This window comes from Vibrio sp. PID23_8 (assembly GCF_003584965.1).
Taxonomy (GTDB): Bacteria; Pseudomonadota; Gammaproteobacteria; order Enterobacterales; family Vibrionaceae; genus Vibrio.
The window spans coordinates 273,625-289,735 of the sequence record NZ_LIXE01000001.1 but is presented as its reverse complement, the minus strand read 5'-3'; the positions used below and the strand labels follow the sequence as shown (position 1 = coordinate 289,735).

Annotated in this window: 12 protein-coding genes; 5 read left to right on the top strand and 7 right to left on the bottom strand. The window is 46.6% G+C overall.

The window, feature by feature from the left end; translation table 11 throughout:
* Position 1: 1 nt before the first annotated feature.
* Positions 2–4,465: a chromosome partition protein MukB gene (gene mukB / locus AK966_RS01280; RefSeq protein WP_119463550.1), complete on the top strand. Its 4,464-nt coding sequence runs from the start codon at positions 2–4 to the stop codon at positions 4,463–4,465.
* A 121-nt stretch (positions 4,466–4,586) separates the two neighbouring features.
* On the opposite strand, the gene AK966_RS19860 is transcribed toward mukB, so the two are convergent.
* From AK966_RS19860 to AK966_RS01250, 7 genes are all read right to left on the bottom strand, one after another.
* Positions 4,587–4,739, bottom strand: a complete 153-nt coding sequence (locus AK966_RS19860) for a hypothetical protein (protein WP_182852552.1) — start codon at positions 4,737–4,739, stop codon at positions 4,587–4,589.
* A 196-nt stretch (positions 4,740–4,935) separates the two neighbouring features.
* Entirely contained in the window at positions 4,936–5,904 is a 969-nt protein-coding gene (locus AK966_RS01275) for an alpha-L-glutamate ligase-like protein (protein WP_099078627.1), read from the bottom strand.
* Between the two features lie 3 nt (positions 5,905–5,907).
* Positions 5,908–7,413: an inactive transglutaminase family protein gene (locus tag AK966_RS01270; protein ID WP_099078628.1), complete on the bottom strand. Its 1,506-nt coding sequence runs from the start codon at positions 7,411–7,413 to the stop codon at positions 5,908–5,910.
* 11 nt (positions 7,414–7,424) lie between these two features.
* Positions 7,425–8,171 (bottom strand): ATP-dependent zinc protease, encoded by a 747-nt coding sequence (locus AK966_RS01265; RefSeq protein WP_119463396.1) that lies wholly within the window; start codon positions 8,169–8,171, stop codon positions 7,425–7,427.
* A gap of 221 nt (positions 8,172–8,392) precedes the next feature.
* Positions 8,393–9,364 (bottom strand): tRNA 5-methoxyuridine(34)/uridine 5-oxyacetic acid(34) synthase CmoB, encoded by a 972-nt coding sequence (gene cmoB / locus AK966_RS01260; protein ID WP_099078630.1) that lies wholly within the window; start codon positions 9,362–9,364, stop codon positions 8,393–8,395.
* Positions 9,365–9,431: 67 nt separating this feature from the next.
* Positions 9,432–10,169 carry a carboxy-S-adenosyl-L-methionine synthase CmoA gene (cmoA, locus tag AK966_RS01255; RefSeq protein WP_099078631.1) on the bottom strand — a complete coding sequence of 246 codons (738 nt, stop codon included), beginning with the start codon at positions 10,167–10,169 and terminating at the stop codon, positions 9,432–9,434.
* 104 nt (positions 10,170–10,273) lie between these two features.
* Positions 10,274–11,140, bottom strand: coding sequence for a DUF72 domain-containing protein (locus AK966_RS01250; protein WP_119463395.1), 867 nt, complete (start codon positions 11,138–11,140; stop codon positions 10,274–10,276).
* 273 nt (positions 11,141–11,413) lie between these two features.
* Here AK966_RS01250 and aspS point away from each other — a divergent pair, with 273 nt between their 5' ends.
* From aspS to ruvB, 4 genes are all read left to right on the top strand, one after another.
* On the top strand, positions 11,414–13,189 hold the full coding sequence (aspS, locus tag AK966_RS01245; protein ID WP_119463394.1) for an aspartate--tRNA ligase: 1,776 nt from the start codon (positions 11,414–11,416) through the stop codon (positions 13,187–13,189).
* Positions 13,190–13,363: 174 nt separating this feature from the next.
* Positions 13,364–13,885, top strand: a complete 522-nt coding sequence (ruvC, locus tag AK966_RS01240) for a crossover junction endodeoxyribonuclease RuvC (RefSeq protein WP_099078634.1) — start codon at positions 13,364–13,366, stop codon at positions 13,883–13,885.
* Between the two features lie 143 nt (positions 13,886–14,028).
* Complete coding sequence (ruvA, locus tag AK966_RS01235) at positions 14,029–14,640, top strand: Holliday junction branch migration protein RuvA (RefSeq protein ID WP_099078635.1); 612 nt, start codon at positions 14,029–14,031, stop codon at positions 14,638–14,640.
* 21 nt (positions 14,641–14,661) lie between these two features.
* Positions 14,662–15,666, top strand: a complete 1,005-nt coding sequence (gene ruvB, locus AK966_RS01230; RefSeq protein ID WP_119463393.1) for a Holliday junction branch migration DNA helicase RuvB — start codon at positions 14,662–14,664, stop codon at positions 15,664–15,666.
* Positions 15,667–16,111 lie beyond the last annotated feature (445 nt).

Here is a 16,111-nt window from a genome sequence, read left to right as displayed (position 1 = left end):
CATGATTGAACGCGGTAAATATCAATCGCTGACCATGGTCAACTGGAACGGCTTCTTTGCCCGTACGTTTGACATTGATGGTCTGGTAACCACCCTATCAGGTGGTAACGGTGCAGGTAAATCAACCACAATGGCGGCGTTCATCACCGCATTGATTCCTGACCAAACGCTACTGCACTTCCGTAATACCACAGAAGCAGGCAGCAGCCAATCGTCTCGCGACAAAGGCCTATACGGTAAGTTACAACCGGGCGCGTGTTACGCGGCGCTAGACGTAGTGAACTCACGCAACCAACGCCTATTGTTTGCAGTAAAACTGCAGCAAGTTGCGGGTCGTGATAAGAAAGTAGACATTAAACCGTTTGTTATCCAAGGTCTCCCAAGCCATGTAAAGCCAACGGATATCTTGGTTGAAAGCGTATCTGCGACGCAAGCTCGTGTACGTCAAATCAACGAAGTAAAAGAGTCCATCGCAGAATTTGAAGGTGTTCAATTCAAAGCCTTCTCTTCTATTGTGGATTACCACTCGCAGATGTTCGAATTCGGTGTGATTCCGAAGAAACTGCGTAACTCTGGTGACCGCTCTAAATTTTACCGCCTGATCGAAGCATCGCTTTACGGTGGTATTTCAAGTGCGATTACGCGTTCGCTACGTGACTACCTTCTGCCACAAAACGGCGGCGTGAAGAAAGCATTTCAAGATATGGAATCGGCACTGCGTGAAAACCGCATGACGCTAGAAGCGATCAAAACCACGCAAACAGACCGTGACTTGTTCAAACACTTGATCACAGAGTCGACCAACTACGTGGCAGCGGACTACATGCGCCATGCGAACGATCGTCGTAACAAGCTGGATAAAACGTTGTCATTGCGTTCAGAGCTGTTCGGTTCTCGTGAAACCTTAGTTGAGCAAAACAACCTGCTTAATCGCGTTCAAGAAGAGCTCGAACTGCTGATTGAGTCAGAATCTGCGTTAGAGCAAGACTACCAAGCGGCTTCGGATCACCTGCAGTTGGTGCAAAACGCACTGCGTCAGCAAGAGAAGATCGAACGCTACCAAGAAGATCTTGAAGAGCTGAGTGAGCGTCTTGAAGAGCAGATGATGGTGGTAGAAGAAGCGCAAGAACGCGTGATGATGGTCGAAGAGCAAGCAACCGTTGCGGAAGAAGAGGTGGATAGCCTTAAGACGCAACTGGCGGACTACCAACAAGCGCTCGACGTTCAGCAAACTCGCGCACTTCAATACCAACAAGCGGTCCAAGCGCTGGAAAAAGCGAAGCAACTACTTGGCGATGACAGCTTAACGGCAGAATCAGCGCAAGCACTTGTGTCTGAACTTAAGAGCAAAGAATCAGAAAGCACTAACGCGTTGCTATCGGTTAAGCACAAACTGGACATGTCTTCTGCAGCGGCAGAGCAGTTTGAAACAGCGCTTAAACTGGTACAAAGCATCGTTGGTCAAGTTGAGCGCAAAGACGCGTCTGAACATGCGAAAACTGCGATTGCGAAAACGCGTGAATCTCAGCAAGTTGCGCAAAACGAACAACAATGGCGTGCACAGCACCGTGACCTTGAGCGTAGCCTTAACCAGCAACGTCAAGCGCGCGAGCTAGTCAACGAATACCAAAAGCAGTTTCATATTGAACTGACTGACGAAATCACGTTTGAACAAGAACGTGAGCGTCACGCGATGCAAATCGACTCGCTAGAAATGGCGCAGGAAGACGTGCGTGAGCAACGTAGCGAACAGCGTCGTCTAGAGCAAGATGCCGCTGCGGAAATCAACAAGCTAGAAGCGATTGCACCAACGTGGATTGCGGCAAACGATGCGCTAGAAAAACTGCGTGAGCAAAGTGGCGCTGAGCTAGAAGATAGCCAATCGGTCATGAGCCAAATGCAAGTGGTGCTTGAGCAAGAGAAAACCCTTTCTCTGGCGAAAGACAAACTGGCAGAGCGTCGCAGTCAGCTTGAAGGTGAAATCGAGCGTCTTGCTTCTCCAGGTGGTTCAAACGACCCTCGCCTGAAGGGCTTGGCAGATACACTGGGCGGCGTGTTGCTGTCTGAGATCTACGATGACATCACAATTGATGACGCGCCTTACTTCAGTGCGATGTACGGTCCGGCTCGTCACGCTATCGTCGTTTCTGATCTCTCTGGTATCGAAGAGAAACTGGTAGAGCTAGACGATTGTCCAGAAGACTTGTACATCATTGAAGGTGACATCGATGCCTTTGATGACAGCTCATTCGACGCAGAAGAGCTAGAAGGCGCGGTTTGTGTTCGCATGAACGATCGCCAAATGCGTTACTCTCGCTTGCCAGAAATCCCATTGTTTGGTCGTGCAGCACGAGAGCAGCGTTTAGAGCTACTGCGTAACGAACGTGAAGAAGTGGTAGAGAAGCACGCGAAAGCGGCGTTCGATTCACAAAAAATGCAGCGCCTATACCAAGCGTTCAACCAGTTTGTGGCAAGCCATATTCAAGTGGCGTTCGAAGCAGATCCAGAGCAAGCACTGGCAACGATTCGCGACAAGCGCAACCAAATCGCTCGCGTACTGGCTGATCTGGATGCAAAAGAGCAGCAGCAACGTTCTCAACTTCAAACTACTAAGCAGGCGTTGTCTTCCCTAGATAAGCTAGCACCAAACATGGCGTTGATTGAAGATGAGTCGTTGCAAGCACGCTTTGACGAGTTGGAAGAGAAAATTGCTCAACTTTCAGAAGCAAAAGCTTTCCTAAATAACCACGCGAAAGCGGTGGCGGAACTGGAAAAAGTCGCGGTTGCCCTCGATACGGACCCAGAGCAATTTGATGCACTAGAAGCGGAATACAAAGCGGCAGACGAACAGCTGCAAGATCTTAAGAAGCAAATCTTTGCGCTGGCGGATCTGGTTGAACGTCGTCACTACTTCGCTTACTCAGATTCAGTCGACTTGCTGAACAAGAGCAGCGAACTGAGCGAGCAGCTAAAAGTGAAACTGGCTCAAGCGGAGCAGATGCGCGCACACGCTCGTGAAGAGTTGAAACAGTCGCAAGGTCAAATGAACCAATACAACCAAGTATTGGCGTCTCTGAAGAGTTCGCACCAAGCGAAACTGGAAACGGTTCAAGAGTTCAAACAAGAGCTGCAAGAGTTTGGCGTTAACGCCGATGAAGGTGCAGAAGAGCGTGCAATGCGTCGTCGTGACGAACTGCATGAGCGTCTACATACGTCTCGCAGCCGTAAGAGTGAACACGAACGCACGATCACAGCGACCGAGCTTGAGATGAAAGGCTTAGCGAAGCGTCTGAAGAAAGTTCAAAAAGAGTACGTTGAAATTCGTACCTTTGTCGTTGCGGCGAAAGCAGGCTGGTGTTCGGTACTTCGTCTCGCGCGTGAGAACGATGTTGAGCGCCGCCTACACAAGCGTGAACTGGCTTACATGTCAGCGAGCGAACTTCGTTCCATGTCGGATAAATCACTGGGTGCACTGCGTTTAGCGGTTGCGAACAATGATGATTTGCGTGACGCGCTGCGTCTATCAGAAGACAATGCACGCCCAGAGCGTAAAGTTCTGTTCTACATTGCGGTTTACCAACACCTTCGTGAGCGTATTCGTCAGGACATCATCCGCACAGATGACCCAGTTGAAGCGATCGAAGAGATGGAAGTTGAGCTAGCGCGTCTAACGGAAGAACTCACACAACGTGAAAACCGTCTAGCGATCAGTTCTGAGTCAGTAGCAAGTATCATCAAGAAGACGATTCAGCGTGAGCAAAACCGTATCCGTATGCTGAACCAAGGCTTGTCAAATATCTCGTTTGGTCAGGTTAAGGGGGTACGTCTAAACGTGAAAATCCGCGAAACCCACGAAGTGCTACTTAACGGTCTAGCGACGCAACAAGAGCAGCATAAAGATCTGTTTGAGTCGACTCGCTTTACCTTCTCTGAAGCAATGGCGAAAATGTTCCAACGCGTGAATCCACATATCGATATGGGGCAACGTTCTCCTCAGGTTCTAGGTGAAGAGCTACTGGATTACCGTAACTACCTTGAGCTAAGTGTGGAAGTTAACCGTGGTTCTGAAGGCTGGTTACAGGCAGAATCTGGTGCTCTATCAACGGGTGAGGCGATCGGTACAGGTCAGTCAATCCTATTGATGGTCGTTCAGAGCTGGGAAGAAGAATCACGCCGTCTACGCAGCAAAGACATTGTGCCATGCCGTCTGTTGTTCCTTGATGAGGCAGCGCGTTTGGATGCGAAGTCTATCTCGACGCTGTTCGAACTTTGTGACCGTCTGGATATGCAGCTTCTTATCGCGGCACCGGAAAACATCAGCCCTGAGAAAGGGACGACCTATAAACTGGTACGTAAGGTGTTTAAAGACCACGAGCACGTGCACGTGGTTGGTCTGCGTGGTTTTGGCCAAACGGAAAAACCGAAGAGTGAAGTTCAACAAATGATTGAAGAGTTAGAAGTTTAGTCATGTTGACTTGAGTTAATGCGTTCGTTACCACGGACGTTTAATCGCGAATAAAATAAGCCGAGACTGTAGGACAACAGTCTCGGCTTTTTCGTTTGCACTTAACCGTAAAATGTAAGTGCTACTCTTCTGAAAGGCCGTTTTCTATTTCGATCATTTCAGTAAGCTTATCAAGTGCTTGAACTGAGATTTCTGACAAACGCTGTAAGTGTTGGTCAACGCTCTCTCGCTCTACAAGCGGAGTTTCATTGTTATTAGTTTGTTTTGTTAGCATCGCCCAACCTCGCGAGTGAGTAAGGGAGAATGGCATGAAATCAAACCACTGGGGAAAAAGAAACGCTCGATGTTTAATTTGTCAGCGAGATCATCGATTGCCGTGATAGAAGCAATGTGTTACTTAAGAACCGAGCAGTAGTGTTCAAATATGAAAAGTAAGCTAGCAACCATCGTAATAGCTGCTAGCTAAGAGATTAAAACTGAGATTTGACGCCGAATTGCTTTGCAGCGTATGCAACACGTTCTTTCGGCTTAGGGTACTCAGCAGGTGTGCCAAGTGCCTCGATGTGTCTTAGACGAGGGAGTAGACCTGCACCATTTGCAATCTGAATCGCCAAGCCAGGTCGTGCATTTAACTCCAGAACCATTGGACCTTCTTCTTTGTCCAATACCATGTCAGTGCCCATGTAACCCAGGCCAGTCATTTCCCAAGCACTTGAGGCAAGCTCTAACAAACGTTCCCAATGAGGGACTTGTAGTGTTGATAAGTCTTTCCCCGTATCTGGGTGGTGCGTGACGGGCAGATCGAATTGAACAGCTCGTATCGCTTTTCCTGTCGCGATATCAATGCCCACGCCAACCGCACCTTGGTGCAGGTTCGCTTTACCATCAGATGCCGAAGTGGAACAGCGCATCATTGCCATTACTGGGTAGCCCTTAAATACGATAATACGTACATCTGGCACACCTTCGTAACTGAAACCATCGAAGCAGTCGTCGAACTTAATTAAGTTTTCAACCACAGCGACATCATTCTTACCACCAAGAGAAAAGAGTCCCGCAAGTGCATTGCTGATGTGTCGCTCAACTTCTTCTTTATTACACGTTGCTCCAGATGGTTTGGTATAAACCCCATCTTTGTGTGAAGTAATCACTAAAATACCTTTACCGCCACTCCCTTGTGCTGGCTTGATTACGAAACCCGGCCAGTTCTCTACCATTTTGTGAATGGTCTTCACTTCAGCTTGACTGTTGATCACACCAATGAGGGCAGGGACTGTCGCCCCAGCGGCCTCTGCGATGATTTTGGTTTTTAGTTTGTCGTCCACCAGAGGGTATTTGGAACGATCATTGTAGCGTCCAATATAGCTATGGTTTCGCTTGTTCATTCCCATTATGCCTTTATGGCGAAGTTTCATTGGCGAAGTAAAACGTTCAAACATCGTTTAGTCCTCCGCTAATGGTTTGAAACGACGTAGCTCAGTTAGACGGTAACCAGTGTATGTTCCAAGTAGCAGAATACCCGCCAATACGATCAACTGAAGGCCAATAAAATTAAATGTTAGGTGCTGGATGTATGGGTTCGTCATTGCTAAGTAAACCAGTACCGCCGTCAATAATGAACCACCACCTTGCATGGCGACTTCTTTTGCGCCTTCCTCTTCCCATAGAATCGACATACGTTCGATAGTCCATGACAAGATAATCATAGGGAAGAAGGTAATGGTTAGACCTTCTGTTAGGCCAATCTTAAATGCCACGACGGTAAACACCGAGATAATCATAATTACGGTGATGATGACTGCGGATATCCGTGCAACCAAAAGTAAGTTCAGCCTAGATAGGTAGCTTCGAATAATCAGACCTGTCCCGACAATCAGCAAGAAGCCGACAATACCAGTGATAAGCTGCGTTTGAACAAAGGCCACCGCAATCAATACTGGCATGAACGTACCCGATGTTTTAAGACCGATGATGACGCGTAGGAATACAACAATCAGTGCACCGATAGGGATGAGCATGATGGTCTTAAACATCGCTTGCTCTTCTAGCGGCAAGCTGTGTATTGAGAGGTTCAGTAGCCCATCAGCTTCAACTTTGTTGTTGGTCGCTTGCTGAGGTGTCACTTCTTGCTTAATCATCGAGAAATGGACTTGGCTATTCTTACCGCCGACTAAATCTAGTAAAGAGACGTTTGATTCATCCCAAACGAGCAAATTAGGCTGAGATGCGGCTTGTTCGGAGTTTGGAGAGAATAGTACCCACTCACTTCCGGACCACACTTGAACCATTGGTTGAATCGCTTGGCGTCGACGACCATCTTCAAGCTCAATGACACCGACAATCTTACTTTGAACACCAGCCGTTAAAAGGAGTTTACTGAGGGCATCGGTACGATTGAAATCGTTAAGAATCAATGCGGCGTTTTGGCTATCTGGGTCATTGAGTATTTTGATAAGCTCACGGGCGAACGTTACGTTGTCGGCCGAGCGACTCATCGCGCGTTCAATCAATGCATTTGCAGCAGCCTGCTGAGGTGCTGATAGCGTTGGTGGAATAATGTCACCTGTTGGCGGCTGAGGCGTGACTTTTGCTTGTGGATCGACTAAGAACTGAGCTTTGTAATAGATGGTTTGTGGCCCAGAGGCTTGTCGAATAGACCATTCAGCGCGTCGACCAGAATCGGAATCGACGTATGAGACGCCATAGCCAGGTGAAGAGGCAGACTCACCGATCAGTGTGTAGCCTTTTTGGGTGTGTGGTGCCGCGAGAGAGGCTTTTACTTCTCCACCATTGGCGTTAAATTCGATGCGTGCTTCCACGTCCCAAACTTGACGAGTTTCGCCTGGCGTCCAAGGAACGCCGTAATTGTCATGTCTAAAAACACTCAAAGCAATGCCAGCAACCACCAAAAGGATGATTGACAGGTAAAACGGTATTCTCGAGGTCATAATCTGCCTTTTTATTTTTGGTCTTCTTCCGTTTGAATGTACTTACGGCTCACATCAACCACTGCGATGTCGCGCATAAATTCTCTTCCTAGCAAAACAGGATGGTTCATTTGAGAACGATCTGCCAACGTAAACTGTGCTTTTTCATGGATATTTCCGACTCGAACCCAAAGTTCTACGACGGCACGACGCTCAAGTTCATCCGTGGTCGCTTGTCGAATTTTCACATAGCGAATAATGGGTGCTTCAATCCAGGTATTTTTTTCTTCTTCTGACTTGGTGCTGTCTGCAAGGTGGAAACGAACCCAGTTTTTGCCGTTTCTCTCGAATTCCTCGATGTCGACAGCATTTAATGAAGAGGTTGCAGCACCAGTATCGACACGAGCATCAAAAGTTTGTTTGATTGAATCTATCGTGACTCGTTCAATCGAGCCAAGCACAACGCCATTCGTAGGGGTCGCTTGAATAGGAGCTGGTGCTTGAACGATGATGGGGTCTTTGGGTTTTTTAATCTCAGCCATTGCATCATCACGGAAGGTAATGAGTTTGCTTTCTAATTTGTTGACTTGCTCCTCAAGGCCATCGATGTAATCGGATTGGTTACTGATTTGAAGCTCTAAATTGGAAATGCGAGTATTGATATTCGTTTCTGAGGCTTGAATAGCGGCTAACGTTTCTTGGTGGTACTGTTCGCCCTTCGTAAGGGTACATCCTGAAAGTAGGGCGATGGCAACAACCGGAGTCAATCGTGTAAACATTGAAAACCTTGGATTGGATGAAGTCGTTTATTTTTAGTAGTTTAGCGTAGAACGACAGAAGCTCACAACAAAGAATCTCTTGAAGTCTCTCAAAGAGTGAGGATTAGTGACGAAAAGCTAAAAAAACAAAGGATGCTGTTCGCATCCTTTATATGATTCAAAAAGAGGTTAATGTCTTAAAGGCGGGAGTGAGTTAAGACACTGTCAGAAATCTCAATTATTTATGGCTTAGTTGCCACAAGCACCGCACGGCGTGGTGCAGGGTAACCTTCAACGGTTTTAGTTGGATCGTTAGGATCTAAGTAATCTGGAAGTGAATTGTGTGTCATCCAATCCGTTGTGCGTTGTTCGTCAACCGAAGTGACGTTCTCGTCCACGATGCGGACATCTTCAAAGCCAACCAGCTCTAGCCATACTTTCAAAGCTTTCGCTGAAGGGAAGAAGTACACGTTACGCATTTGCGCATAACGAGAGGTTGGAACAAGAACGGCGTTCTCGTCACCTTCAATGACAAGTGTTTCTAGCACGAGTTCACCACCAGATACCAACTGATCTTTTAGTTGGACTAAGTGATCCAGTGGAGAGCGGCGGTGGTAAAGCACGCCCATGCTAAACACCGTGTCGAAGGCTTCTAACTTCGGTAGCTGTTCAATGCCCAATGGCAGTAGGTGTGCACGTTGGTCATCGCCCATCAGTTTACGAATCGCTTCGAACTGGATTAGGAACAGGTGAGAAGGATCGATACCGACAGTAAGACGAGCACCTTCACCTAACATGCGCCACATGTGGTAGCCATTACCGCAACCGACATCAAGAACACTGCGATTCTTCAGTGGTGAAATATGCGGAAGCACGCGGTCCCATTTCCAGTCACTGCGCCATTCAGTATCAATATGAATACCGTGAACATGATATGGACCTTTACGCCAAGGGTGGAAGGTGCGCAGTAAGCTTTCGAGCTTTTTCAGTTCACCCGTGTGCATTGGCTCGTTGTTTGAAATGGTAACGGAGCTTGTGATATCCACATGCTCTGGCTGGCCCGCTGGGATTTTGTTCAGTGCTTTCAACCAGCGACCAAAGTCACCGTGCTCTGCATTTTGCCAGTCCGTCAGCTGCTGTGGTAACACATTCAACCAAGGTTGAAGACGTGTGTCTTGGGCAATGAATTGGTAGAAATTTGCAAAGTTAAACATAGTTAGTTAATCGCTGAGTTGATGATATAAAAGTAATGAATCGTATCTTTCTTACAGGCGAAATGGCCTATTTGATAGCGAACATTGAGCCAAAGTTAAAGCATTGGAACCAAACGTCATAGCTAGAGAAACCAATTTTCGCAAAACGCTCTTTGTGGTCTTTCTTTGAGTCTGGGCGCATCACATTTTCAATCGCGCTGCGCTTTTGACTGATTTCTAGCTCGCTGTAGCCATTTGCACGTTTGAAATCGTGGTGTAGGTCGATCAATAGTTCATTCGACACTTCATCTTCAAATACGTACTTTTCCGACAAAATTAAAATGCCGCCAGGACGCAGACCTGCGTAGATTTTTTCTAACAACGCATAGCGGTCTTCTGGTGAAAGAAACTGAAGTGTGAAGTTAAGTACCACAACGGAAGCATTTTCGATTTCGATATTACGAATATCGGCTTCTACGACGTTGACTGGTGTGTCACTGCGGTATGCGTTTACGTGAAGCTTACAGCGCTCAACCATTGCAGGCGAGTTGTCTACCGCGATGATTTGGCAACCTTCTTGTTTGATATGACGACGCATAGAAAGCGTAGCAGCGCCTAAAGAACAGCCTAAATCGTATATAGTTGAATGCGGTTTAACAAAACGTTCAGCCAGCATACCGATTGCAGAAATAATATTGCTATAGCCCGGCACCGATCGCTGAATCATGTCAGGAAACACTTCCGCTACGCGTTCATCGAACGTGAAATCCCCAATTTTATCGATTGGAGCCGAAAAAATAGTATCTGGATTGCTCTTAGGGTTCATAACCAAATCTCTGCATACAAGCCGCCTGAAACGTCAGGCATCAAAAAAGGCGCGTATTTTATGGGAAATTCGCGCCTCTGTCATTTGCTTAATTATCAGCGTATCTAAAACATCTGTATTTGCGAGTTGCCATCATTCGCTGGGAATACAGTCAAATTCGGCAGCGAGAGCTTAAGTTGTAGCTGTTTATACAGTTTTTCGGCAAGTTCTGGTGCCAGTACGTTATCTGGCGTGTGGATCATTAAATAAGGCTGAATGCCTTGTTCAACCCACATGGGTAACTTCTTTAGCCAAGGTTCGAAAAAGCGCAAGTTGTCATCGATATCTGGGTGTCCAATAAAGCGAATCAACGGATGCTTAGCCGTTGCGATGGCATGGACAGGAACACGAGGTTTGTTTTGGTGTGCATCAATGACGGCTTCAGAGGTAGGCTCTGCAGCAAAAACGGGGCGACTGTCCATGATGATACGGTCAATACCGTTTTCTACTAACCATTGGTTGAGTTCTCGTTCCTCTTCTCCCTTGGAGAAAAACGCCATGTTGCGAACTTCAACCCCGAGTGGAAAGTTTGGCGAGAAACGGGAACAGAACTTTTTTAGCCGGCCGAGATGCTCTGGTCCAAATGCAGCAGGCAGTTGAATCGTCCACTGACCAACACGCTCATGCAGCGGCTCCATCATCTTCATGAAGTCTCGCAATTGCTCGTCACAGCCACTTAGCATTTGCTCGTGAGTAATGGCCTTTGGAAGCTTGAATGTGAACTTAAAATTGTCATGAGTAGCGGCTTTCCAGTTCAGCACCGTATTGCTCGTTGGTGTGGCGTAAAAGGTGGTGTTGCCTTCCACCGTATGAAATACCTGTGCGTATTTTTCTAAACGTTCAGCAGGTTTCGTTCCACGGCCATAAAAGCTTTGTTGCCACTGGTTGTGCGACCACATGGTCAGCCCAAGTCGAAGGGGTAAAATGTCCATGGCTCATCTTCTCTTTTTCTGATGAAAGATACTTTACGAGAGTTTTGCTGAAATAGGTATTTTCACGCTATAATCATCAGCAATTTTTTCGTTTTGGTGTGGTTTTGAACATTTGTTGTACTAAAAAGCACCAGTGAATGATAAAACACAATTAATTGTATGTTGAGTGGTCGATTTTCATAGGCTTTCAGCGTATAAATAAATCTTTACTCTGCTTGGCAATGAGGCTGACAGAGCGTAGTTAACAATATTTGAGAGATTGGGAATTTCATTATGCGTACCCATTACTGTGGTCACCTGAACAAGTCCCTTGCAGGACAAACTGTAGAACTTTGCGGCTGGGTTAACCGTCGTCGTGATTTAGGCGGTCTTATTTTTATTGATATGCGAGATCGCGAAGGTATCGTTCAGGTAGTTGTTGATCCAGATATGGCAGATGCGTATGAGGTGGCTAACACACTTCGTAATGAATTCTGTATCAAATTAACTGGTGAAATTCGCGTTCGTCCAGAAAGCCAAGTAAACAAAGACATGACAACGGGTGAAGTTGAGATCCTTGCGAAAGGTCTTGAAATCATTAACCGCTCTGACGTTCTGCCTCTGGACTTCAACCAAAAGAACTCTGAAGAGCAACGTCTGAAGTACCGTTACTTAGACCTACGTCGCCCAGAAATGAGCGACCGCATCAAGCTACGTGCTAAAGCGTCTAGCTTTGTTCGTCGTTTCCTAGATGACAACGGCTTCCTAGATATCGAAACTCCTGTACTAACGAAAGCGACACCAGAAGGGGCTCGTGACTACCTAGTACCAAGCCGTGTTCACAAAGGCAGCTTCTACGCGCTTCCTCAGTCACCACAGCTATTCAAACAGCTGCTAATGATGTCTGGTTTTGACCGTTACTACCAAATCGTTAAGTGTTTCCGTGATGAAGACCTGCGTGCTGACCGCCAACCTGAATTCACTCAGATCGATATCGAAACGTCATTCATGACGGCTGATCAAGTACGTGAAAAAACGGAGCAGATGATCCGTGAAATGTGGCAAGAGCTATTAAATGTTGATCTGGGCGAATTCCCAGTGATGTCATTTGAAGAAGCGGCACGTCGTTTCGGCAGTGACAAGCCAGACCTACGCAACCCACTTGAGCTGGTTGACGTGGCAGACATCCTAAAAGATGTTGATTTCAAAGTATTCTCAGGTCCTGCAAACGATGAAAAAGGTCGCGTAGCCGTGATCCGCGTACCAGGCGGGGCTGCACTGTCTCGTAAGCAAATCGATGAGTACACGAACTTCGTTGGTATCTACGGCGCGAAAGGCCTAGCATGGATGAAAGTAAACGACCGTGCAGCCGGCTTTGAAGGTGTCCAGTCTCCAGTGGCTAAATTTCTAAACGAAGAAGTAGTGGCGCAGCTACTTGAGCGTACACAGGCTGAAACTGGCGATATCATCCTATTCGGTGCTGATAGCAAACGCGTTGTGACTGAAGCGATGGGCGCACTGCGTCTTAAGTTAGGTACTGACCTTGAGCTAACTGACAAGTCTGCTTGGAAACCGCTATGGGTTGTTGACTTCCCAATGTTTGAAGAAGACGACGAAGGTAACCTACATGCGATGCACCACCCGTTTACTTCTCCTCTTGGCCTAACCGCAGAAGAGTTGAAAGCGAACCCTGCATCAGCAAATTCAAATGCGTACGATATGGTTATCAACGGCTACGAAGTGGGCGGTGGTTCAGTACGTATTCATAACGCAGAAATGCAAGCTGCAGTATTTGATATTCTAGGTATCGATGCAGACGAGCAAAAACTGAAGTTTGGCTTCCTATTAGACGCACTGAAATTTGGTACGCCTCCACACGCAGGTCTTGCATTCGGTCTAGACCGCCTAGTGATGCTGCTATGTGGTACTGATAATATCCGTGATGTTATCGCTTTCCCTAAAACAACAGCAGCGGCGTGTTTACTTACTGATGCTCCAAGCCTTGCAAATCCAGCCGCTCTTGAAGAGCTGGCGATAGCAGTAACGGCGGCAAAGAAAGACGCTGAATAAGCACTGATTTAGGTCATGCGATCGAATAAATAAAGAAAACTCCCGCACCCGCGGGAGTTTTTGTTTAAGTGAAAGAGATCCCCCGAAGTAACCTCGAGATCCCAGACTCAGTGACAAAGCTAAGTATCCTTCCTCTTGAAGTCCTTTGGGAATAGTTTCTAAATAGGAATTTACATGTCAATCATTCTTGGAATTGACCCGGGCTCCCGTATCACAGGTTATGGTGTTATTCGCCAAAATGGCCGACACCTTCAATATTTGGGCAGCGGTTGTATTCGTATGTCTGAAAAAGAATTACCTGGCCGTCTGAAACAAATCTACGCAGGTGTCACAGAGATCATTACTCAATTTCAGCCAGATGTGTTTGCCATTGAACAGGTGTTTATGTCTAAGAATGCGGATTCTGCACTTAAGCTTGGGCAAGCGCGTGGCAGTGCCATCGTGGCGGCGGTTAACGCTGATCTTCCGGTGTATGAATACGCCGCGAGACTGATTAAACAGGCCGTGGTGGGCACTGGTGGAGCAGATAAAACACAAGTTCAGCATATGGTTCAGCACATGTTAAAACTGCCTGCTAAACCACAAGCCGATGCCGCAGATGCATTGGGTGTGGCGATTTGTCATGCCAATACCAATAAAACCTTAGTTGCCCTTGCTGGTAAAGCCTCCAGTGCGAGAAGAGGGCGCTATCGATAAATTAGCATCTTTCGCAGCCTCACACGCAACGGTTTTACAACCTTCCCTTCTCTCAAAAAACACCCATTCACCGCACAAAGAACTGGATGTCTATCCAGTTCTTTATTATCCTGTCGCAAATTCATTTCCAAAGAGTATTTATAGTGATTGGACGTCTTCGCGGCACTCTGCTTGAAAAGCAACCACCTGAAGTTTTAATTGAAGTTAATGGCATTGGTTATGAAGTTCAGATGCCAATGAGCTGTTTCTACGAACTGCCAAATGTCGGCGAAGAAGCCATTATTTATACTCACTTTGTTGTGCGTGAAGACGCACAATTGCTTTACGGTTTCAACACAGTGAAAGAGCGTGCACTTTTCCGTGAAGTAATCAAAGCGAACGGCGTAGGTCCTAAACTAGGTCTAGGTATCCTTTCTGGCATGACGGCAACTCAGTTTGTATCGTGTGTTGAGCGTGAAGATATTTCTACACTGGTGAAATTACCTGGTGTCGGTAAGAAAACTGCAGAACGCCTTGTGGTTGAAATGAAAGATCGCCTGAAAGGCTGGGGCGCCGGTGACTTGTTTACGCCATTTACGGATGCAGCGCCTGCAGACTCTGGTGCGATGTCGAATAATGCAGAAGAGGAGGCGATCAGTGCGCTTCTTGCTCTAGGCTACAAGCCGACTCAAGCATCGAAAGTGGTTTCTCAGATCGCGAAACCGGATATGACCAGTGAGCAACTGATCCGTGACGCACTAAAGTCAATGGTGTAACGGAAAGTCCAAGGGAACAATATGATTGAAGCCGATCGTTTAATTGCGCCAGAAAATCCTTCGTTTCGTGATGAAGATGTCATTGACCGTGCGATTCGTCCTAAAAAGCTGGCGGATTACCAAGGTCAGGACCACGTGCGCGATCAGATGGAAATTTTCATCAAAGCCGCTCAACTGCGAAATGAAGCGCTCGACCACCTTTTGATTTTTGGTCCTCCAGGTTTGGGTAAAACCACGCTTGCGAACATCGTTGCCAATGAGATGGAAGTGAACATTCGAACCACTTCTGGTCCTGTATTAGAAAAAGCCGGGGACTTAGCTGCGCTGCTAACGAACCTTGAAGAAAACGATGTGTTGTTCATTGATGAGATCCACCGTCTTAGCCCAATGGTTGAAGAGGTATTGTATCCAGCAATGGAGGACTATCAGTTAGACATCATGATTGGGGAGGGGCCAGCCGCTCGTTCAATTAAAATTGATTTGCCACCTTTTACTTTAATCGGTGCGACAACTCGTGCAGGCTCACTAACGTCCCCATTGCGTGATCGTTTTGGTATTACACAGCGCCTTGAATATTACAAAGTGAACGATCTACAAGATATCGTTCAACGCAGTGCAAACTGCCTTGGTCTTTCTATGGAATCGGAGGGCGCTCTGGAAGTGGCTCGCCGTGCTCGTGGTACGCCTCGTATTGCAAACCGCCTATTACGTCGTGTACGAGACTATGCAGAGGTAAAAGGCAACGGTCATATTTGTGCTGATACCGCCGATAAAGCGCTAAACATGTTGGATGTCGACGCAAAAGGGTTTGATTATATGGACCGCAAACTGCTGTTAGCCATCATGGAGAAGTTTGGCGGTGGGCCTGTTGGCCTAGATAACATGGCCGCGGCAATTGGTGAAGAGAAAGACACTATTGAAGATGTACTTGAGCCATATCTTATCCAACAGGGCTATTTGCAACGAACCCCTCGCGGACGAATAGCGACGGATCGAGCTTATCTTCATTTCGGAATTGAAAAATAAATTTCACAACTGAGCGTTACGCGCTCAGTCTTTGATAAATTTTGATCTATATCTCATTTGTTGTATTTTATTTCATGCGTTATAGGTAAGAAAAGTTCGCAGCTTGTTAATGCTCTGTTCCTCAAAGCCTGGTTATTTCTACTCTTTATTACTCATCCGTAACATGTCCTCTAAATATCGTTTGATCTGCATCATTGTGATGGTTTTTTATTCAAATTCGACACGTAAATATTGATGCACATCAAAGCGGTTTCTCGCCATAAACCTTTTGAAACAATCTGTTTTTACAAGTAATATTAGCCTTAGCTATATTAGCTGATGCTTAACAATTAACTAACCAATGAAGCACATTTTTGCAACAACTTGCTGTGATATTTCAACACTTTTCAAGTGTGGATAACACCTGGAAATAGATTGCAATATGTAGAGAGTGTCATTCAGCCGA